The 20399-nt window shown below is 71.4% G+C and carries 21 protein-coding genes; 12 read left to right on the top strand and 9 right to left on the bottom strand.

Features of this window, described 5'->3' with window-relative positions; genetic code table 11:
• Positions 1 to 63 precede the first annotated feature (63 nt).
• Positions 64 to 1023 (top strand): D-2-hydroxyacid dehydrogenase family protein, encoded by a 960-nt coding sequence (locus IE153_RS06580; RefSeq protein WP_189588816.1) that lies wholly within the window; start codon positions 64 to 66, stop codon positions 1021 to 1023.
• A 158-nt stretch (positions 1024 to 1181) separates the two neighbouring features.
• On the opposite strand, the gene IE153_RS06575 is transcribed toward IE153_RS06580, so the two are convergent.
• From IE153_RS06575 to IE153_RS06560, 4 genes are all read right to left on the bottom strand, one after another.
• Positions 1182 to 1457, bottom strand: a complete 276-nt coding sequence (locus IE153_RS06575; RefSeq protein WP_189588815.1) for a hypothetical protein — start codon at positions 1455 to 1457, stop codon at positions 1182 to 1184.
• Between the two features lie 145 nt (positions 1458 to 1602).
• Entirely contained in the window at positions 1603 to 1872 is a 270-nt protein-coding gene (locus IE153_RS06570; RefSeq protein WP_189588814.1) for a hypothetical protein, read from the bottom strand.
• A 236-nt stretch (positions 1873 to 2108) separates the two neighbouring features.
• On the bottom strand, positions 2109 to 2387 hold the full coding sequence (locus IE153_RS06565; protein WP_189588813.1) for a hypothetical protein: 279 nt from the start codon (positions 2385 to 2387) through the stop codon (positions 2109 to 2111).
• Between the two features lie 84 nt (positions 2388 to 2471).
• Positions 2472 to 2750 (bottom strand): hypothetical protein, encoded by a 279-nt coding sequence (locus IE153_RS06560; RefSeq protein ID WP_189588812.1) that lies wholly within the window; start codon positions 2748 to 2750, stop codon positions 2472 to 2474.
• 388 nt (positions 2751 to 3138) lie between these two features.
• Here IE153_RS06560 and IE153_RS06555 point away from each other — a divergent pair, with 388 nt between their 5' ends.
• Entirely contained in the window at positions 3139 to 3429 is a 291-nt protein-coding gene (locus IE153_RS06555; RefSeq protein ID WP_189588811.1) for a chaplin, read from the top strand.
• A 78-nt stretch (positions 3430 to 3507) separates the two neighbouring features.
• Here the strand turns inward: IE153_RS06555 and IE153_RS06550 are convergent, their stop codons facing one another.
• The 4 genes from IE153_RS06550 to IE153_RS06540 form a co-directional block, all read right to left on the bottom strand.
• The gene (locus IE153_RS06550; RefSeq protein ID WP_189588810.1) at positions 3508 to 4374 is read right to left on the bottom strand and encodes a tyrosinase family protein; all 867 of its coding nucleotides are present in this window, start codon (positions 4372 to 4374) and stop codon (positions 3508 to 3510) included.
• Entirely contained in the window at positions 4358 to 4849 is a 492-nt protein-coding gene (locus IE153_RS06545) for a tyrosinase family oxidase copper chaperone (RefSeq protein ID WP_189588809.1), read from the bottom strand. Before IE153_RS06545 ends, IE153_RS06550 begins: the two co-directional genes overlap by 17 nt.
• A gap of 200 nt (positions 4850 to 5049) precedes the next feature.
• Positions 5050 to 5172 (bottom strand): hypothetical protein, encoded by a 123-nt coding sequence (locus tag IE153_RS42325; RefSeq protein WP_261678816.1) that lies wholly within the window; start codon positions 5170 to 5172, stop codon positions 5050 to 5052.
• 623 nt (positions 5173 to 5795) lie between these two features.
• Positions 5796 to 6491, bottom strand: a complete 696-nt coding sequence (locus tag IE153_RS06540; RefSeq protein ID WP_189588808.1) for a hypothetical protein — start codon at positions 6489 to 6491, stop codon at positions 5796 to 5798.
• Positions 6492 to 6891: 400 nt separating this feature from the next.
• Between IE153_RS06540 and IE153_RS06535 the strand changes: the two genes are divergently transcribed.
• From IE153_RS06535 to IE153_RS06500, 8 genes are read left to right on the top strand one after another with little or no spacing between them, the layout of a single operon-like run.
• A complete protein-coding gene (locus tag IE153_RS06535; protein WP_189588807.1) occupies positions 6892 to 7980 on the top strand; it encodes a DUF3344 domain-containing protein in 1089 nt (362 codons plus the stop codon).
• A 50-nt stretch (positions 7981 to 8030) separates the two neighbouring features.
• A complete protein-coding gene (locus IE153_RS06530) occupies positions 8031 to 9281 on the top strand; it encodes a glycosyltransferase family 4 protein (protein ID WP_189588806.1) in 1251 nt (416 codons plus the stop codon).
• Positions 9278 to 10705: an exopolysaccharide biosynthesis polyprenyl glycosylphosphotransferase gene (locus tag IE153_RS06525; RefSeq protein ID WP_189588805.1), complete on the top strand. Its 1428-nt coding sequence runs from the start codon at positions 9278 to 9280 to the stop codon at positions 10703 to 10705. The genes IE153_RS06530 and IE153_RS06525 overlap by 4 nt, the downstream gene beginning before the upstream one ends.
• Positions 10706 to 10709: 4 nt before the next feature.
• Positions 10710 to 12050 carry an O-antigen ligase family protein gene (locus tag IE153_RS06520; protein WP_189588804.1) on the top strand — a complete coding sequence of 447 codons (1341 nt, stop codon included), beginning with the start codon at positions 10710 to 10712 and terminating at the stop codon, positions 12048 to 12050.
• Positions 12047 to 13747, top strand: coding sequence for a lipid II flippase MurJ (locus IE153_RS06515; RefSeq protein ID WP_189588803.1), 1701 nt, complete (start codon positions 12047 to 12049; stop codon positions 13745 to 13747). The genes IE153_RS06520 and IE153_RS06515 overlap by 4 nt, the downstream gene beginning before the upstream one ends.
• The gene (locus tag IE153_RS06510; protein ID WP_189588802.1) at positions 13731 to 14495 is read left to right on the top strand and encodes a polysaccharide deacetylase family protein; all 765 of its coding nucleotides are present in this window, start codon (positions 13731 to 13733) and stop codon (positions 14493 to 14495) included. The genes IE153_RS06515 and IE153_RS06510 overlap by 17 nt, the downstream gene beginning before the upstream one ends.
• 1 nt (position 14496) lies before the next feature.
• Complete coding sequence (locus IE153_RS06505; RefSeq protein ID WP_189588801.1) at positions 14497 to 15645, top strand: glycosyltransferase; 1149 nt, start codon at positions 14497 to 14499, stop codon at positions 15643 to 15645.
• Positions 15642 to 16298 carry a YveK family protein gene (locus IE153_RS06500; RefSeq protein WP_189588800.1) on the top strand — a complete coding sequence of 219 codons (657 nt, stop codon included), beginning with the start codon at positions 15642 to 15644 and terminating at the stop codon, positions 16296 to 16298. The genes IE153_RS06505 and IE153_RS06500 overlap by 4 nt, the downstream gene beginning before the upstream one ends.
• Before the next feature lie 58 nt (positions 16299 to 16356).
• On the opposite strand, the gene IE153_RS06495 is transcribed toward IE153_RS06500, so the two are convergent.
• Positions 16357 to 17661 (bottom strand): glycoside hydrolase family 26 protein, encoded by a 1305-nt coding sequence (locus tag IE153_RS06495; protein WP_189588799.1) that lies wholly within the window; start codon positions 17659 to 17661, stop codon positions 16357 to 16359.
• Between the two features lie 168 nt (positions 17662 to 17829).
• Here IE153_RS06495 and IE153_RS06490 point away from each other — a divergent pair, with 168 nt between their 5' ends.
• Together IE153_RS06490 and IE153_RS06485 are read left to right on the top strand one after the other, a co-directional pair.
• The gene (locus IE153_RS06490) at positions 17830 to 19080 is read left to right on the top strand and encodes a carboxylate--amine ligase (RefSeq protein WP_189588798.1); all 1251 of its coding nucleotides are present in this window, start codon (positions 17830 to 17832) and stop codon (positions 19078 to 19080) included.
• The gene (locus IE153_RS06485; protein WP_189588797.1) at positions 19080 to 20348 is read left to right on the top strand and encodes an NAD(P)-binding domain-containing protein; all 1269 of its coding nucleotides are present in this window, start codon (positions 19080 to 19082) and stop codon (positions 20346 to 20348) included. The genes IE153_RS06490 and IE153_RS06485 overlap by 1 nt, the downstream gene beginning before the upstream one ends.
• The last annotated feature ends 51 nt before the right edge of the window (positions 20349 to 20399 follow it).

Genomic DNA, 20399 nt, shown 5'->3' with positions numbered 1-20399 from the left:
CCGCCGCCGAAGCGCGATCATGGCCCCGGGGAACCGATCCACAGGCCGTGAAAGGGGCACGACGTGCGGCTGCGATGCGCTGTACTGGACGACTTCCAGCAGGTGGCGACCGAGGTCGCCGACTGGGCGGCGGTCACGGACGACGTGGAGGTCGTGTCCTTCGACCGGCACATCGAGGGCGAGGACGACCTGGCCGCGGCCCTGGCCGGTTTCGACATCGTGGTGACCCTGCGCGAACGCGTGCCGTTCCCCGGGTCGCTGATCACCCGGCTGCCCCGGCTGAAACTGATCGTCGCCTCCGGCATGCGGAACTCGGTGATCGACTACGCGGCCGCCGAGGCGCACGGCGTCACCGTGTGCGGCACGGCCAGTTCCTCCACCCCGCCGGTCGAACTGACCTGGGCCCTGCTGCTCGGCCTCGCCCGCGGCATCGTCGAGGAGAGCAACACGCTGCGCTCGGGCGGCCCCTGGCAGAGCACCGTCGGCGCCGATCTGCACGGCCGGCGTCTCGGGCTGCTCGGCCTGGGGAAGATCGGCGGCCGTGTCGCACAGGTCGGGCTCGCCTTCGGCATGCGGGTGAGCGCCTGGAGCCAGAACCTCACCCGGGAGCGCGCCGACGAGGTGGGCGTGGAATTCGCCGGTTCCAAGGAGGAGCTGCTCGCGGACAGTGACTTCGTGTCCGTGCACCTCGCCCTCGGCGACCGCACCCGCGGCCTGCTCGGCCGGGCCGAGCTCGCCCTCCTCAAACCGACCGCCTACCTGATCAACACCTCACGGGCGGCGATCGTCGACCAGGACGCCCTCCTCGGCGCCCTGCACTCCGGCCGGATCGCCGGCGCCGGCGTCGACGTCTTCGACATCGAGCCGTTGCCCGCCGACCATCCGATGCGCACCGCCCCCCGCCTCCTCGCCACCCCTCACCTCGGCTACGTCTCCCGGGCCAACTACGCGACGTACTACGGGCAGGCGGTCGAGAACATCCGCGCGTTCCTCGAGGGCGCGCCGGTACGACGGCTGCCTTGAGGCCCGTGGGGCGGGGCGCTGTGCGCCGTCGGCGATCGACCGCAGGGTCAAGCCCACGCAGATGGCCGGGACCCGATATCGGGTCCCGGCCATTGCCCGCTGTGCGGGTGGACTCAAAGGGCGCCGCCGCGAACGAGGCGCCTCGGCCTCGGCGGGAGTCAGCTCTTCTTGCCGGGGACGACGGCGCTGCTGACGCAGGAGACCTGGCTGTGCGAAGTCGGGCACTCTTGCGTCGAATGGTTGACGACAGTGACCTTGCCGTTGTCGGTGGTGTACGTGTACTGGCTCAGTTCCACGCAGCGCACGTGACCGTTGCCGTCGTCGACGCACTTGCCGGGGCCACCATCGGCAGAGGCCTGGGCGGCACCGGCACCGATCAGAGCGAAGCTCCCCAGAATCCCCGCTACCGCCGCGATCTTCTTTGAAGTGAGCATTTACCTTTTCCTTTACGGTCGACTCGCCGCCACTGGGCAGGTGAGTCGTTCCGGACTCATACCGGCAAAGAAGCCAAGCGACAGGCCCCGGGGCTCGGACACCTGGTTCGAGCCCCGGGGCCTGCCTGAATCACCTGGTCGGCGACTACTTGCCCAGGGAGAAGGCCTGCGAGCAGGTCACGGACTCGCGCTCGCTGTTGTCCTGGTTCGCGAGACCCAGGATGGCGAGGTTGACGTTGATGTCGTCGATGTTGATGAGTCCCTCACGCGAGTCGTTCTGCTCGCACGACTGGGCCTGCTTGTTCTCGAGCTTGAACTGCTCGTCCCCGTCCGAAGCGTGACCCACGCCAGCGCCAAGGAAGCTGACGCTGCCGAGCATGGCCACGACGACCGCGGCCTTCTGGTACTTGCGCATTACTTCTCCGATTTTCTCGAGTAGACACAGACCGTAATGGACTGGTCACCAACAGTTGCCAACCCTAGGCGGCGCGTGCGCCTCTCACCGAGCGAAACGCCCAACCGCGTAAGTTTCTGGAAAAGACGTTTTGTAGTTCCGCTCACCGGCGCGCGGCGAGTCACCGAACTCCGAGTCGCCCCCGAGGGCCGCGCGCGCACGCCGCCCGGACGAAGCCCGCACCGGCCGGCGGAAGGTCAGTCCCCCTTGACGGGCAGCGCGACACTGTCGACACAGCTGACCTGGCTGTGCGACGTCGGGCAGGTCTGCGTCGAATGGTTGACGACAGTGACGTCTCCGCCCTTGCCCTTGATGACCTGGTACTCACTCATCTGCACGCAGCGGACATGCCCGTCGCTGCTCTCGACGCACGTACCGGGACCACCGTGGGCCGACGCCTGGACGGCACCGACACCCATCAGAGCGAAGCTCCCCAGAACCGCCGCCACGGCCGCGGTCTTCTTCGAGTTGAACATCTACCTGTTTCCTTCAGTCAGGCGGCAGGCCCCGGGGTTCGAACACAATGGTTCGAACCCCGGGGCCTGCCTTGATCAAGCTGATCAGTGGCCGCCACGCAGAGAGAAGGCCTGCGAGCAGGTCAGCGACTCGCGCTCGCTGTTGTCCTGGTTGGCCAGGCCCAGGAGGGCGCCGACGTTGACGTTGACGTCGTCGACGTTGACCAGACCCTGGGTCGAGTCGTTCTGCGAGCAGGACTGGGCCTGCTCGTTGTCGAGCTTGAACTTGTCGTCCCCGCCCGCAGCGTGACCAACGCCAGCGCCGAGGAAGCTGACGCTGCCGAGCATGGCCACGACGACCGCGGCCTTCTGGTACTTGCGCATTACTTCTCCGATTCTCGTATCGACACGGACAGTGGCAGTCCGGTCACCGACAGTCATCAACATAAGCGGCGTCTGCGGCTTTTTCCACACGAAAACGCCGGGCGGCGTGATCTTTTTGTGAAAGCGCACGTCACGGCGTCGCCACGCATCAGTCGGATGGGTCCATGCCGGACCACGACCCCGAGGCGGCCGTCGTCCCCTCCAGTACATCGGGCAGAGCGCCGGGAACGAGCCGAGGACCGCGATCCACACCCATTTGGCGCAGCCCCTGTTCAAGACGGGTGATTCGCAGAGGATTCCTCGTGACCGGTCGGGGGTCGTCGCGTTGAAAGGGCAGTGCGGCGCTCGTACTGCTGCCGCACTTACCTAGTCAGTAAGGGAGAACGTGATGTCTCGCATCGCGAAGATTGGCGCTGTCGCTCTCGGCACGAGCGCCGTGGTGCTCAGTGGGGCCGGTCTCGCCTCGGCCGACGCCGGAGCCAAGGGCGCGGCCATCGGCTCGCCCGGCGTCCTGTCCGGCAACGTGGTTCAGGTGCCGGTCCACGTGCCGATCAACGTGTGCGGCAACACCGTCAACGTGATCGGCCTGCTGAACCCGGCCGTCGGCAACGAGTGCAAGAACGAGAGCCACAAGAACCACGACAAGAAGGACACCAAGAAGAGCGGCCACCGCCACTGACTTCGGCTGTCCCACCCGAGAGCCCCGGTCCCCAAAGGCCGGGGCTCTCCCCGTGTGCCCGGTGAAGCCTGTGACACCTCACGCGTAGCGGTAGATCCGGCCGACGTCCTCGAGCTCCGCCGGCGTCACGTCCCACGGTGGCAGGCTCTGGCGCCGCGCCACGATCCGGCCGTGCTGCCGGTCACCCCGGCGCGGCGGCGTCGCGGGGAGGTAGCGGGCATCGCGGTGCCGACGTTGCCAGCGGTACCACTGCAGGTCGATGAAAGCGTGGTGCAACCAGAACACGGGGTCGTTGACGGAAGCGCCGCCGAGCATGTCCCCGCCTACCCAGCCGTGTACCCGGTTGTGGTTGCGCCAGGCCGTGTTGCCGCGGCCGGCGCCCCAGCCCTCCAGCTTGTTGCGGAAACCCCGGGTGACCGTCGAGTCCCAGGGCGCCGTGTCGTACACGGGGTCCTTCAGCGCCCACTCCAGCTCGCTCCTCGTGGGCAGGCCGATCGGGTTTCCGGGTCGTCCGAGATCCCGGGTGAGGAACACCCTGTCGGTCACGTTCACCTTGAGGGTCCAGTGGCCTTCCCGATGGGCGAACGGACCTGTCGTCACCTGGTGGTCGGAACGGCGCCCGTCGCCCCCGAGGAGATGGGCCGTCCAGGGGGTGGAAGTGGTCGTGCGGTCCCGTGTCCAGTCCCAGTACGGCACCGTCACCGAGGAGTCCACCCGGCGCAGCGCACCCTCCAGGTCGAGCAGGAACCGGCGGTGCCAGGGCAGGAACGAGGGCGCCATGTGCGCGGCGCGAGGCCCGTGTTCGCCGTCCGCGGAGAAGTACTCGATGTGCATGCGCACGAACTCGTCGTACTCGCCCCGCCGTTTGACCTCCAGCAGCGCCTTGACGAACCGCCGCTGCTCGGCCCTGGTGAGCGTACCGGCGTCCCTACGTACGTACGCCACGCCGGTTCTCCATGTGCATGTGGCCCGCGCCTCCCGGCCCCTGGGCAGGCTCACGCAGTCGCTGACCGGGGCCGAGTGCGTCGACGGCGGCACGGGCGGCCTCGAGCGGTGAGGGGTAGGAGCAGTAGTGGTCGACCATGCTCAGCCAGGTGCCGTCGGCCCGGCGCATCAGGTGCAGAGGGCGGCCGTCCACAGTGACGTACCAACGGCCCTGTCCGGCCGGGCCATGCGGTGGGGTCCACACCATGCCGATACGGCGGCCGCGATAGGTCTCGGCGAAGACGGTGCCGCTCGGGGCGCCCCCGGGTCCGGGGCGCTGCGTCCGGAGGGCGGCGGCCACCGGGGCCGTCACAGCGGCGGCGAAGGCGCAGAACCGCAGAGCGCGCGCCGCCTCCCGCCGTGTACGGCCCGGTACGGGTCGCGCCGGGACCGGCGCTCCGTCCCCGGCCTGTCCCCCGCCGATGCTGACGGCCATGGTCCGCTCCTCGTCCGGTTCCGGTGTCGCAGCCATAACCTCCGGATGTCCCGTGCGGTTACCGCCGTGCGGCCAGACAAGTGATCACCGGTATCCGTTCCGGGGGGGAGAGAGCGAGCCGCGTCACCGGGTGGACATGTGCGGAGGGCCGGTGCTCGGACTTTCCGAGGACCGGCCCTCCGCAGGGCGTGCTTCGCGCCCTAGAACCACAGGTTGCCGTGCACCGGCTTGGCGTCGTTGACCGTGGAAGCGGCGTTCTTCGCCGTGTGGACCAGCGACTCCTTGCCTTCGGCGGTCACGTCCAGGGGGACCTTGGTGCTCACGCCGCCGGTGAGGTCGGTGGACGCCAGGTCGCGCGTGCTCTGAGCGGCCGGAGCAGGCTGAGGAGCGGGGGCGGGCTGAGCAATCGGGGCAGGCGGAGCGGGCGGAGCACTCTGAACCGCCGGAGCGGGCTGAGCGACCGGAGCAGCCTGGGGAGCCGGAGCAGCCTGGGGAGCCGGAACAGCCTGGGGAGCCGGAGCGGGCTGGGCGACCGGGGCACTCTGAACCGCCGGTGCGCTCTGGGCGACGGGAGCACTCTGAACCGGAGCCGCCTGAGCAACCGGAGCCGCCTGCGCGACCGGAGCAGCCTGCACATCCGGAGCGCTCTGAGCAGCGGGGGCGCTCGGAGCGACCATGACGTCCTGGGCGAACGCGGGCGTGGCGGAACCTGCGGCGATCAGGGATCCGGCAAAGACGGCGGCAGCCTTCAGAGACTTCATCGTGTTCCTTTCTTCGGCAACGCGCGTCGCCGGAGGGGATTCTGTCGCCCTGCCTAACGAGCCCTCGCCTGGGCGGAACCGGAGATGCCGAAGATTGCCAATACCTCATACGAGATCTATTAAAAGACCGAAGAACAACAGTCGTGGCGCCGCTCCCCTGTGGTCGGCACCACGACTGTGGGGGCTCAAGGGGTCGGCGGCAGCACCGGCGTCAGCAGCGGCACATCGGGGAGCGTGACGGCCGTCTCCGCAGGGTCCGACGTCGACGACTCGCCGGGCACCTCGTCGGACGGCGTCGACTCATCGGATTCGTCCTGGAACGACAGCTCGCCCGCGGTCAGCGCGGCGAGGAGGTCGTCCACCCCGGTCAGCAGGCCGTCGACCGAGGGGAGAACGCCGCCGGCAGCTGAGGTGATCGCCTCCAGGAGGCCGTCGACCGCTCCGAGTACGAGGTCCAGCAGGTCGGTCACGGGGTCGGCGGCGGCGCGCGGCACCGACATCCCGGGGGCCGCGGCGGGCAGGGCGGGAGCCGGCAGCCGCACAACCGTCGACATGAGCGAGGTTCCGGCACCGTTGGCGGCCGCCTCGGCCAGGGCGGCCTTCGCGGCGTCCCCCAGCCTCCTGGCCTCGGCCGCGGGCAGTCTGCCGTTGCTGTCCCGGAGCACGGTCCTCAGCAGGTCGGCGACAGGGGCGAGCTCGCCCCAGTTCCGTTTCCCGACCTGCGCGAGTCGCGCATCCGCGCCGGGCAGCCGGGCCTCGGGCGCCACATGGCCGTGCCCGCGGGACGAGTCGGCCGCCATGGCGACAGGGCCGGTGATCCCGACCAGAAGGGCGGCGCAGAGTGCGCCGGACGCGATGCGCCGTGCGGGCAGAGCACACATGGGGATTCCTTTCGACGGCGTTGGATCTTGAGCCAACCGTGGAAGCCCCCACGACTTCCCGCAACCGCTCATGCGCTTTTCGGGATTCCACACTTCACTCTTTCGCCGTGTCCGGCCTGATCAGGCGGTTCGTCAGGGCGCACCACCCCGGTCCCTGGCGGAGCAATGCGGCGGCCCGCCGTCGAGCGGAGGCGCTGCTCGAGGGCGAGCCGACGGCCGGAGACGGCGAAGACTTGCAATTTCACGATTCCGACACACTGTCAGGTTTGACACGTATTTCATCGACTATGTCCGGTTGATGACTAGAGTTGCGAACCGCCCGACGCACTCCTCAGCGCGGACACATCGCACTCGTGGCGCTCTGCCGCGGCCACCTGTTCCGAAAGGGCAACAACCGGTCATGCGCCATTCCCTTGGCCCGCTGATTCGCCGCGCGACCGTGGGCGTCCTCGCCCTTGCCGCCGTGTGGGCAGCCGGCAGTTCCCCGGCGGCCGCGCCGGCGGCCGCACCCGCACCGGAGGCCGAGAGCCTCAGCTTCGCCGAGCGGTACCGCACGCTCCAGCACGGCGGCATCGTACGCGCGGCCAACGCATCGATCACCTGCCGCACGGCTCAGAGCCCTTCATGCCCGGACGCCCAGGCAGGCGGCTCCGGTGTGAACGGCGACTTCGACATGTTCTACGTCGATGTCGACCGCGACGCCAACACCTACAACTCCTCCCGCGCGGAGGTCCGTCTCCCCAACGGCGCCCGGGTGACGTACGCACGCCTCTACTGGGGCGGCAACCTGCGCGTGGGCGAGCAGAAGCCGCCGGAGGACAACGGGCGCGTGCTGATCGCCGAACCCGGCGGCGAGTACAAGCAGTTGCTCGCGGACACGATGGTCGGACACCGCGTCATGGACGGCATGGACGCCTTCCAGGCCTCCGCCGACGTGACACGGCTGGTGCGGGAGGGCGGAGCGGGCCTGTACACCGTGGCGCAGATCAACATCGCCATGGGCAGGTCGACGGCCGGGGCCTGGGGCGGCTGGACCCTCGTGGTCGCCTACGAGAACCCGGCCGAGCCGCTGCGGCACCTCGCGGTCTGGGACGGCTTCACCCCGCTGAGCTCCGGTTCGGGACAGGAGATCCGCCTGTCCGGCCTGGGGTTCGCCGCGGGAGCGTGGGGCCGTGTGGGCCTGACGGCGTACAACGGCGACCGCCGCACCACCGGCGACTCGCTCACCGTGTCGACCGGCCAGGCCGAGTCCGCCCTCACCAACACCGCCAACCCGCAGGACGACGTCCTGAACTCCACCATCAGTGAGCCGGGAGCGGATGCGGCACGTGTGCCCGCCTACGCCAACAACCTCGGTTACGACTCCGACGTGTTCGATCTCGGAAGCGGCCTGCTGCAAGCCGGTGACGAGGCGACCTTCCGGATCCGGTCTCTCCAGGACGCGGCGTGGGCCGGCGTGCTCTTCGTCGCCGTCGACGCACGGCGGTGAGTACGCCGCCGCCCGCCCCGTACGCCTTCGCGAGCGAGGAATCCGCGCACATGCATCTCTCATCCGCCGCACCACACCCCAGAGTCCTGCACCTCACCCAGCCGGTGGACGGCGGCGTCGCGCGCGTCGTCACGGACCTGGTCCAGGCACAACTCTCGGACGGCATGGACGTCACCGTCGCCTGCCCCGACAGCGCGCTCACCACGAGGCTGCGGACGCTCGGCGCGCGCGTACGGAACTGGCACGCGGCGCGGTCGCCCGGTGCGTCGCTCGTCCGGGAGGTACGGCATCTGGCACGGGTGATCGACGAGGTGCGTCCGGATCTGGTGCACGCCCACAGCGCGAAGGCCGGGCTCGCCGGACGCCTCGCGGTACGCGGGCGGATCCCTACGGTCTTCCAGCCGCACGCCTGGTCGTTCGAGGCGGTCGGCGGGGGCACCGCGACCCTGGCGCTCATGTGGGAACGCTGGGGGGCGCGTTGGGCCTCACGCGTGGTGTGTGTGAGTGAGGCGGAACGCGCTACCGGCATGGGTGCCAGGATCACCGGCCGGTGGACCGTCGTCCCCAACGGCATCGACCCGGATCGGTTCCGTCCGGCCACCGCGGACGCCGTACGGGCCGGGCTTGCCCCGCTCGCCGGCATCCACCCGGCGGCACCGCTCGCCGTGTGCGTGGGGCGGTTGTGCCGGCAGAAGGGCCAGGACCTCCTGCTGCGGGCTTGGGAGACCGTCGAACAGCAGGTACCGGACGCCCGCCTCGTTCTGGTCGGCGACGGGCCGGACTGCGACAGGCTTCGCGAAGTCGCCCCGGCATCCGTGGTGTTCGTGGGAGCCGTCGCCGACGCCTCCCCTTGGTACCAGGCCGCCGATCTCGTCGTTCTGCCGTCCCGCTGGGAAGGCATGGCCCTGGCGCCGCTGGAGGCGATGGCCTGCGGGCGGCCGGTGGTGGTCACGGACGTCGACGGCGCCCGCGAGAGCCTGCCGCCCTCCTGCTCCACCCCGTGCCTGGTCCCGCCGGAGGACCCGGCGGCGCTGGCCCGGGCCGTCACCGCGCTGCTGGCAGACCCGCTGCTGCGCGAGTCGCTCGGCGACCAGGGCCGCAGGCACGTGCTGTCCACGCACGACGTGCGGTACACCGCCGAGGCCGTCTCGGACGTCTATCGCGACCTGCTCGGCCCATGGACCGCCACCACCCCCAGCGCTGAGCACGGTCAGCCGCTCGGCACCGGACGTGGCGCCGAGGCGAACCGGACAACACAGCGCGTCGAGCCCACCGAGTACAGGGAGTCCATCCACTCGTGACCGCCGAACGTACCGTGCCCTCCCCCGGTGTACCGCCACGGGAGCACGGATCCTCACCAGTCTCGGTCATGCCGCCGCGCGGCACCGCCACCGGTTTCCGGCCGTCCGCCCCACGGCGCCCGGTCCGGTCGGCCTCACCCGTCCCGCTGCTCGTCGTCGACGGCTTCGCCGCCCTGGCGGGCTCCTTCGCGCTCAGCGAGGCCCAGCGCCATCCGCTCCTCGTCACACTGCTGATCGTCACCTCGCTGCTGCTGGTCCGGCGCGACGGGCGGCCACCGGTACCGGGGCTGCTGGAGGAACTGCCCGCCGTGTGCGGTCGCATCGCGGTGGCATGGCTGGCTCTCGCGGCGCTCCTGGCGGCGTACCGGCCGGAACACGCGTTGTCCCTCCGCGCCGTGCTGACAGGCCTCGCCCTGCACGCGGTGGCCTGCTGCGCGCTGCGCGGAGTCGTGCACGCGCGGCGCCGCGCCGCGCTGCTGCGCCACCCGCACACGGCACTCGTCCTCGGCCCGGTCACGAGCGCTCAGCGCGTGGCCGCTGCCGTACTGCGTCACCCGCGGTGCGGCGTACGGCCGGTGGGCATCGTAGCCGAGCAGCCGGACGGCACCGAGACGCTGCCGGTGCTGACGACCGCCGAGGAGGTCGAGCGTGCGGTCATCCAGAACGGGGTGGGAGCGGTACTGACCGTGCACCCTTCCGTGCGCACCGAACAGGGGCCGCTGCTGCGGACGCTGGCCGAGTCGGGCTGCGTGGTCTGGGAGGTCGACGCCGACTCCCCGTCGTACGCGACACGGGAGCGGCTGGCCGGGTTCTCCTGCCGGCGGTTGGACATGTCCCCGGCCCGGCGTGACAGCGTGGCCAAACGGACGCTCGACATCCTGGTGTCGGGAACGCTGTTGCTTCTGGTCAGCCCACTGCTGCTGACCTTCGCCGCGGCGCTGCGGATCAGCGACGGGCCGGGCGTGGTGTTCCGGCAGGAGCGCATCGGCAGGGGCGGCAAGCCGTTCACGCTGCTGAAATTCCGTACACACCGCCCGGTCGACGAACACGAGTCGGCAACCCGGTGGAGCGTGGCGAACGAGAACGAGATGCGGTGGTTCTGCCGGATGCTGCGGCGCACCTCGCTCGACGAACTGCTCCAGCTGTGGAACGTGCTGCGGGGCGACATGAGCCTGGTCGGACCGAGGCCCGAACGCCCTTACTTCGTGGCTCAGTTCGGCCAGACCTACCCCGGTTACACGGTCCGTCACCGCATGCGGACCGGCATCACCGGCCTCGCCCAGATCCACGGTCTGCGCGGCGACACCTCGATCGAGGACCGCTGTCGGTTCGACAACGCCTATATCGACGACTGGTCCCTGTGGCAGGACGTCTGCATCCTGCTGCGCACCGCCGCCACGGTGGTACGTCCCACGGGGAGCTGAAGACGTGAGCCTCGCACTGACACCGTTTCCCCGCCGTGTCGCCGCGCTGACACCGGCCCTGCTCGTGGTGGCCGTACCCGCCCTGCTGGCGCTGCCGCTGACGACGGACGGCGCGGGGCCCGCCGACGTGTTCTCCGGGCTGGTGGTGGTGTACTGCGTGATCCGTCTCGCGCTCGAACGGCGGCGCCCGCTGTCGCCCGCCGCTGCCGTGGTTCTGGGCCTGCCGGTCGTGGGGCTCGCGCTCGCCGCCATGGGGGCGTTCTCGTCCCAGGCCGGGCTCACCGGCCTGGGACGCTACCTGCAGACCTTCGTACTCGTTCCGGCGGCCGTGCTGCTGCTGCTCCGCGACCGGACCGGCTTCCGGATGGTGGCCTGGGCCTGCGTGGGGCTGGGTTTGTGTCAGGGGGCCCTCGGCGTCCACCAGTTCATCACCCGGACCGGTGCCTCCTACCAGGGCGCGAACATCCGCGCGGTGGGCACCTTCGGGCCGCACGATGTGATGGGCATGGCGACGGCGGTCTCCCTCGGCCTGGTGTGCGCGGTCGGGATCGCGCTGGGCCGGGTGCCCGTACGGCAGCGGGTGGCCGCCGCCGCGTGCGCTGCGGTGCTGCTGCTGCCGCTCGCGCTCTCCTTCAGCCGGGGAGCCTGGATCGCGACCGTCCTGACGTGCAGCGTGCAACTGGTCCTGACGGGATGGCGGCGCGCGCTCAAGGCGGCCGCGGCCGCGGTCGCCGCGGGCGTGATCCTGGTGGGCGGGTTCGGCGTGGGCTCGGTGCTTCTGCAGCAGCGGATCGGCAGCATCGCCCAGGTCGCCGACGCCCCCGACCAGTCCGTCGTCGACCGATACACCCTGTGGGCGTCCGCCACGGAGATCTGGCGGCAGCACCCGCTGACGGGTGTCGGGCTGAAGGGCTTCCCCGAATACCGGGACGGGCACGCGACGCTTGCACTGTCGTCGGGCAGCGAGACCGAAGGCGCGGGAGCCGCGTACCAGAGGCAGCCGCTGCTGTCTCCGCACAACATGTACCTGCTGGTGCTGAGCGAGCAGGGCCTGATCGGGCTGCTCGCGCTCGCCGGGAGCTGGCTGGCGCTGCTGGTGTGCGGGGTGCGGCGCGTGGTGCGCGTCCGGGACCGCGGCCCGGGACTCGACTGCGGGCTCGTCGCCTGCGGGCTGCTGGTCTGGCTGCTGACCGACTTCATGTACGGAGACATCGGCGGTCCCTCGACCGTGCTGATCGCCGTGGCCATGGGGCTCGGAGCGTGGTGGGCGCTGACCGGCGACGCGCGTGCGAAGGCGCCCCGCACCGAGGTGTGCGAGCGCGCCGAGGAGGCCCTGGCGCGATGACGGTGGTGCCTTCGCAGTCCCCCGGCTCCGACACGGACGACGCGGCGACCGTGCCCCCGGCGCGTGTCGCCGCCAAGACCGGCGACGGGGCCGACCGGGCCTCGGCGTCGTCGTCGGTCTCCGGAAGCTTCCTGGCCAGGGCCGCGCTCGTCACGGCGTCGCTGTCCATCGCCGGTTCACTGCTCGGTCTGGTGCGCGACCAGTCGCTGGCGCGGCTGTTCGGCGCCGGGAGCGACACGGACGCCTTTCTGGTGGCGTGGACGGTTCCGGAGTTCGCCGCCACGCTGCTCATCGAGGACGGGCTGGCGATCGCGCTGATCCCGGCGTTCAGCATGGCGCTGGCCCGCCGCGCCCGGGGTGCACCGGGCGACCCGGTCCGCGCCCTGGTCTGCGCCACCCTGCCCCGGCTCTGCCTCGCCCTCGCCGCGGTGGCGGCGTTGATCGCCGGCACGGCTCCCTACCTGGTCCGGGCGCTCGCTCCCGGCCTGCCGGACCCATGGCTCGCCGTCGACTGCACCCGGATCACGGCGGCCTGCGTGCTGGTCTTCGGGCTCGCCGGGTACTGCAGTGCCGCCCTGCGGGCGCATCGCTGTTTCCTCGCACCCGCGGCGATCTACGTCGCCTACAACACCGGCATCATCGCCTCGATGTTCCTCCTCGGCGAGGGCTGGGGCGTGCGTTCCGCCGCGGTCGGGGTCGCGGCGGGCGGCTGTCTGATGGTGGCGGTGCAACTGCCGTCGCTGTGGCGGCGACTGGCGTCGCCTGCGCCGCCCTTCGCCCGCGCCGGGTCGGTGGTCGAGGAGCGGCCGATGCAACTCGCCCTGATCGCCGCGGTACTCCTGTTCGCCCTGTGCCGTCAGTCGCAGGTCCTCGCGGAGCGCTTCCTCGCCTCCGGCCTGCCCGCCGGTGCCATCTCGCACCTGAACTACGCGCAGAAGGTCGCCCAGATCCCGATGACTCTGTCGCTGATGGTGTGCACCGTCACCTTCCCGGTGGTGGCGCGCGCTCTTGCGGACGGCGACACCGAGCGGGCCCGCAGCCGCGTGGAGCGGGATCTGGCGCTCGCCTCGTGGCTGGTGCTGCTGGGCATGTGCGCGGTGATCGCCTGCGCTCCCCAGATGATCGAACTGCTCTTCCAGCGGGGCGCGTTCACCTCGGGTGACACCGCCGCGACAGCGGACGTCATGCGCGTGTACGCCCTCGGACTGCTGGGCCAGACCCTGGTGGGCGCCCTCGTGCGGTCCTACTTCTCAGCGGGCCGGGCCAGCTGGTACCCCCTCGGCGCGATGGCTGCGGGCATCGCCGTGACGTCCTGGATCGGCGCCGGCTCCGTGCACTCCTGGGGAGTGGCGGGGATCGCCGCCGCCAACGCCCTCGGCATCACCGTCACGGCGACCCTGCTGCTCGCCGGACTGCGAACGGGCCGGCCGGACAGCCCACACAGCGTCTCGGTCCGTGTCCGGCCGGTCCTGGCCGAGCTGGGCAGGCTGGTGTCCGCCGCGGCCGTCGCCACGGCCGCGGGGGCGTTCGCCACGAGCCGGCTGCCGTCCCCGGCCGCGGGCCTCACGGCCGGCCTTCTGACCGTGACCTTCGTCTTCGTCCCGCTCAGCTGGGCCTTCGGTGCCCAGAGTTCCGCGTCCGCTCTGCGCTCCCTACGCGCCGTCACACGAAGGCTCACACATGGCCGTCTCCGTTGACTCCCTCGACACCGACAGACCCCGGGCCCCGCGCAAGGGCCCGGCCCCCTGGGTGGCGATGTACCACTCGGTGGGCGACTGCTCGGACGACCCGTACCGCATCACGGTCACGCCCGAACGGCTCGAGACACAGCTGGCATGGCTGCGCCGGCGCGGGCTGCGGGGCGTGTCCGTGACCGAGCTGCTCGCCGCCCGCGCCCGGGGCGAGGGGCACAACCTGGTCGGGCTGACCTTCGACGACGGGTACGCCGACTTCGTCACCGACGCCCTGCCGCTGCTGCACCGCTGGGACTGCGGTGCGACCCTCTTCGTGCTGCCCGGACGGCTCGGCGGCGACAACGCCTGGGATCCGCTCGGCCCGCGCAAGCCGCTGCTGACCGGGGACGGCATCCGGCGCGCGGCCGCAGAAGGCGTGGAGATCGGCTCGCACGGGCTGGCGCACGCCGACCTCACCAAGGCGGACGAGCTCACGCTCAAGGCCGAGGTCGCCGAGAGCCGCGCACGGCTCAAGGAGCTGACCGGCACCCCGGTCGACGGCTTCTGCTACCCGTACGGCACGATCGACGCCCGCGCTGTGGAGGCCGTACGGGAAGCGGGGTACACCTACGCCTGCGCCATCGATCCGGGCCCGCTGACCGGTCCGCACGCCTTGCCGCGCGTGTACGTCGGCCAGGACGACACGGCGTGGCGCCTGCACCTCAAGTACTGGCTGCACCGGCTGCGCCGGCGCCCGGTGGATGGCCTGTGAGATGAGGGCTCTGCACATCATCACAGGCCTCGGCGTCGGCGGGGCCGAGCAGCAGTTGCGCCTGCTGCTGCGTCATCTGCCCGTCGACTGCGACGTCGTGACGCTCACCAACCCCGGTGCTGTCGCCGAAGGCCTCGCGGCCGACGGCGTTCGCGTCACGCATCTCGGCATGGGCGGCAACCGTGACCTGGCCGCGCTGCCGCGTCTGGTCCGGCTGATCCGCGCCGGCGGCTACGACCTGGTGCACACCCACCTCTACCGGGCCTGCGTCTACGGCCGGATCGCCGCGCGCATGGCCGGGGTCCGGGCGGTCGTCGCCACCGAACACTCCCTGGGCGACTCACAGATGGAGGGTCGCAGGCTGACGGCAGGGGTGCGCGGGCTGTACCTCGCCAGCGAGCGGCTCGGCTCGGCGACGGTCGCCGTCTCCCCGACGGTGGCCGAGCGCCTGAAAGGCTGGGGCGTGCCGGCGCCCCGCATCGAGGTCGTCCCGAACGGCATCGACCTCGACCACTTCCGCTTCGACCCGGAGCGGCGCGAGCGCACCCGCCGGCAGTTCGGCCTGCCGGAGGACGCCTGGGTCGTGGGCGGTATCGGCCGGCTCACCGCGGGGAAGCGGTTCGACGTCCTCGTCCGCGCGCTCGCCCTGCTTCCGGACGAGTGCCGCCTCCTGCTGGTGGGCGGCGGCCCCGAGGAGCACGCCCTGCGTCGCACGGCCCACGAGGCCGGCGTGTCCGGCCGCGTCGTCTTCACCGGCGAACGTCCCTACCTGCCCGACGGCTCGCCCGGCCCGGACCTGCCTTCGCTCACCTCGGCGATGGACCTGCTCGCGTCCCCGTCCACGGAGGAGGCGTTCGGTCTGGCGGCCGTGGAGGCGCTGGCGTGCGGACTGCCCGTGCTCTACGCCTCCTGCCCGGCTGTCGAGGATGTGCGGCCGCCCGACCCCGGCGCCCGGCGTGTGCTCGGCGGCCCCGAGGCATACGCCCGCGCGATCGCCGAGGTCCGCGCGGCCGGCGCCCGGCCGCGCACCGCCTCGGACATCGCCCGCCACTACAGCATCACCCACTGCGCGGCCCGTCTCACGGACTTGTACGCGACAGCCGTCTCAAGTTCGCCGTCCCTCTCACCCCTGGGAGCCACCTCCTCATGACCGACACTCCGACCCGTCAGCGCCGCTTGTCCCTGGCTCGTCTCAGAGGGCTCCCCCTGTGGTCCGTGCTCGCGGCCGGCACCCTCGTCGGGGGTTTGCTCGGCGGTTCGTACGGCTTGCTCGCACCCTCCACTTACACGGCCACGAGCTACGTCATCGCCGTACCCACCGAGAAGTCCACGCCGGACGCCGCCCTTGGATTCGCGCAGGCGTACGGCCGGGTCGCCACGCAGCTGGCGGTGCTCGGCGACGCGCAGGTGTATGCGGGTGTTCCGGTGCGCACCCTGCAGCACAGTGTGCGCACGGCGACGTCACCGGACGCCCCGATGGTCGCCGTCTCGGCCACCTCCTCGCGCCCTGGCCTCGCCGTCGACATGGCCAACGCGGTCACCCGCTCGCTGACCCGCCACGCGGACGACAGCAGTGACAGCACCAACGTGCGGCTCGTGCCGTTCTCGCGAGCGGTGGAGCCGCGCGAGCCCACGTCCGCGTCACCGGCGGTGACCGGTCTGGTGGGGGCGAGCGCGGGAGGTCTGCTGGGCGGCCTGGCCCTCCTGGCGCGCCCCAGGAGGAACGGTCAGGGCGACGAGCTCGCCCCGGCCCCCTCGGTGCCCGGCCCGGCCGCCGCCGCCGATGTACGCGGACAACGGTGACGACGGCGGGCCCGGCCGGACAGGGCACCGGAGAGCATGGTTCCGCCGGGCTGGTGGATCACGACCAGTCGAAGCGGAGGCAGAGCTTGCCGCCGAGCCACTCCTCCACCCAACTGCCCAGGTCCAGCGGCGTGCAGTCCGCCGGGGGCGGCGTTGTGCTGGGTGGGGTCGGCGTGGGCGTGGGCGTGGGCGTGAGGGGCGGGGTCGCCTGGTCGCTGCGGCCGAACAGAGCGGACCGGTAGAGGTGGGACGACTTCGGGTTGGCTCCGCACTGCCATACACCGTGCGGGCAGTAGTCGGTCAGCGTGTTGTAGCGCGGCTTGTATTCCTCCATCCAGGCGAGCATGCTCCGCATGTACTCGGCATTGTCACCGTTGCGGAAGAGGCCCCATTCCGGATAGGAAATGGGTTTGCCGTGCGCCTTCGCGAAATCTACGTGATGCTGCAGCCCGTAGGGCTCTTTCACCTGTTGATCGAACGACATCCCGTTCGGCTGGTCGTAGGAATCCATGCCGATGATGTCGACCGTGTCGTCCCCCGGATAGCATTTCGTCCAGGGAATGGCGTCCTGGCCACGGCTCGGCGTGAAGTCGAACTGAAATTTCTGGCCCGGCACGGAACGCATGGTGGTGACGATCCTGTTCCAGTACTTCTTCCAGGCCTCCGGGTCCGGCCCACAGCGATGGGTGTACGTGGTGCCGTTCATCTCCCAGCCGAGCACGATGACCGTGTCCGGCACCTTCAACTTCACCAGCCGCTCGGCGAGGACTCGGAAGTGATGATCGAACTCTCCGGCCGCGCCCTGCCGCAGCAGCTGCCTGACCTCACCGTCGGAGACGCCCTCCTCATTGCGCTCCTGCATGGGGACGTTGAGGACGAGCATCCGGTCGGCCTTCTCGTTGCGCCAGTGCGCCCAGATGTCCAGGAAATCGGGGGCACCCTCGATGTCGCGCCAGCGGTGTCCCGGCAGGTAGGTGTGGCCGACGCGGAGCTCCGTGCCGCCCAGCCAGTGACTGAACAGCGGCATCCGGGCCACGCCACGGGCATCGGACTTGAGGAAGACACCGAAGGCCGGGACCCCCTCATCCGCCGGGGTGGTGGCCGGGGTCGGCGCCGGGGGCTGGGTGACGGCCACAGGTGCGGGGGCCGAGGGCGCGGCTCCGGTCGGCGCCGGGGGCTGGGTGACGGCCACAGGTGCGGGGGCCGAGGGCGCGGCTCCGGTCGGCGCCGGAGCCCGGGGTTCGGCGGCTTGCGCCGCACCCACCCCCGTCACGGTGCCGGACACCAGGGCGGCCGACGCGGCGGCCGCCGCCGCGCCCCGGGCCAGCCGGCGGACCCCCGCCCGCTTGTGCTGTGGGTCCATGCCTGCTCCTTTCTTCGCTCTCGTCCGGACCACTGCCGCGATTTCTGTTATTGACGGGCAGTCATATGAAGTCAGTCATAGAAAAGCCGGGAGCGCTACTGCCGTTGCGGCTTTCGAGTGCTGGGCTCGCCCGTGCGGGTGAGCCGATCGAAAGGAAAGAGAGAATTCGTGTCGCTGCTTGACATCCGCGTCCCCGCTGTCGTGTTGCGGATCGACCGGAACCCTTTTCACCACGGAACGCTGGGGGCCGTGCGTTCGCTCGGCAGGGCGGGAGTGGAAGTGCACGTCGTCGCGGATACCGCGGAAAGTCCCGTCGGCGCGTCACGTTACGTACGTCAAATGCATCCCCCGCCGCTCCCGCAAGCGTCCCCGGAAGACATTCTCGCCGTGCTGCGCCGGGTGGCCGGCCGGATCGCGCGCCCCGCCGTCCTGATCCCGATGGACGACGCGAGCGCGATCGCCGTGGGCCGGATGCGGGACGAACTCGCGCCCTCCTACCTTCTCCCCGCGATGCCGAGCACCCTGGCCGAGCGCGTCGCCGACAAGGCGGAACTGGCTGCCGTGTGCGCGGCCGCCGACGTCCCGCACCCGCTGACGCTGATCCCGGACAGTCCGGTCGAAGTCGCCTACGCCATGCGGCGGCTCGGGCTGCCGGTGGTGGCGAAGTGGAGCCGTCCCTGGCTGCTGCCCGCCGGCAGCGGACTGCGCAGCACGGTGCTGGTGCGGTCCGTACAGCAGGCCCGGGAGCTGTTCCTGCGCACCGAGGAAGCGGGCAGCCGGCTGCTGCTCCAGGAGTACCTGTCACCGGGACCGGACCGGGACTGGTTCTTCCACGGCTACGCCGACCACTCGGGCAATGTGCGCGCGGGCGGGCCGGGCCGTAAGCAGCTGGCCTGGCCGCGGGGGGCGGGGCTGACCGCGGTCGGGTGCTGGACACCCAACGCCCGGGTGCAGGCGCTGGCCGAGCGCCTCACCGGCGAGCTGGGTTACCGGGGCATCTTCGACCTCGACTTCCGCCGCTGCGGCGCGACGGGCCGCTACCACCTGCTCGACTTCAACCCGCGAGCCGGTGCCCAGTTCCGGCTCTTCGCGGACAGCGCGGGCCTGGACGTCGTACGGGCCCTGCACCTGGACCTGACGGGCCGTGCACTGCCGGCCGGGATCCCGATGGCCGGGCGTGCGTTCGTGGTGGAGAACTACGCGCCGCTGGCGGCGCTGCGTGCCGCACCGGGCGGGCGCGAACTGGCCTGGTACGCCGCGGACGACCACTCCCCCACGCGGGTCATGTGGGCCCAGTGGGGCCGGCACGTGTCGCGCCGGCTGCGTGAACGGCTGGGCACGACGGCGGCGCCGACGCCCCGGCTCATCCCCCGGGCAGCCTCGCCCTCCCTGACCGACAACGAGAAAGCGAGCAGTTGATGGTGTACGACCTTCTGGTGGTGGGCGCAGGCCCCTACGGCCTGTCGATCGCGTCCCACGCCGCGGCCGCCGGGCTGAACCTGCGCGTGTTCGGCCGGCCCATGGCGTCCTGGCGGGACAACATGCCCCGCGGCATGTTTCTGAAGTCGGAACCGTGGGCGTCCAACCTCTCCGACCCGGCCGGGCAGTGGCGTCTGGACGTCTACTGTGCGGAGCACGGCCTGACGGCGCGTCATGCGAAGCCGATTCCGGTCGAGGCGTTCGCGGAGTACGGCCTGTGGTTCGCGCGCAATGCCGTGCCGGGGGTGGACGAGCGCACGGTGATCCGTGTGGCGGCCGGGCCGGACGGTTTCACGGCGGTCACCGAGGACGGGGAGGAGGTGCAGGCGCGGACAGTGGCCCTGGCGGTCGGTGTGATGCCGTTCGTCGAGGTACCGCAGGCACTGCGCGGACTGCACCCCGCGCTGGTGACGCACAGCAGCCACCACAGCGACCTCGACCGCTTCCGCGACAAGGACGTCACGGTGATCGGTGGCGGGCAGGCGGCCCTGGAGACGGCCGCGCTGCTCGCCGAGCAGGGCACGCGTGTCCGTGTGCTGGCGCGGGCTGAACAGCTGCGGTGGAACGACGTGCCGCCGCCCTGGGAGCGCCCCTGGTACCAGTCGGCCCGCTCCCCCCACAGCGGCCTCGGCCCCGGCTGGCGGAACTGGTTCTACGCGGAGCGCCCCAACTTCTTCCGACGGCTGCCGGAGCCGACCCGGGCACGCATCGCGAGCACGGCGCTGGGGCCGGCGGGCGCGTGGTGGGTGCGGGACCGGGTGGAGGGCGTGGTGGAGCTGCTGCCGGGCCATGAGGTCACCGCGGCGTGTGCGGTGCCGGGCGGGGTACGGCTGGACACGGCGAGCCGCGCGGGTGCCCTGCGCAGCCTGGAGACCGAACACGTCATCGCCGCCACGGGGTTCCGGCCGCGTTGCGACCGACTCGGACTGCTCTCCCCGGAGTTGCGCGGAACGCTGGCGGCACTGCCGGACGGCTCCCCGGAGGTCGGACGCGGCTTCGAGTCCTCCTACCCCGGCCTGTTCCTCGCGGGCCTGGTGACGGCCTCGGGCTTCGGCCCGGCCATGCGCTTCGTGCAGGGCGCGTCCTTCACGGCGTCGACACTCGTCCGCGGAGTGCGCCGCCGGCTCGGCGCGATGCCCGTGGGCGGCATCGTCCCCGCTCCGGTGGACGGCAGCCGGAGCGAGTCGCCGTCGCCGGTACACGGCTGACGGGGGCCGCAGGGCAGCCCAGGGGCCGCTGACGGCGACAGCGTCGTCAGC

Origin of the sequence: Streptomyces massasporeus, from assembly GCF_014648995.1 — a bacterium.
Lineage (GTDB): Bacteria > Actinomycetota > Actinomycetes > Streptomycetales > Streptomycetaceae > Streptomyces > Streptomyces massasporeus.
This window is presented reverse-complemented; position numbering and strand designations above follow the sequence as displayed.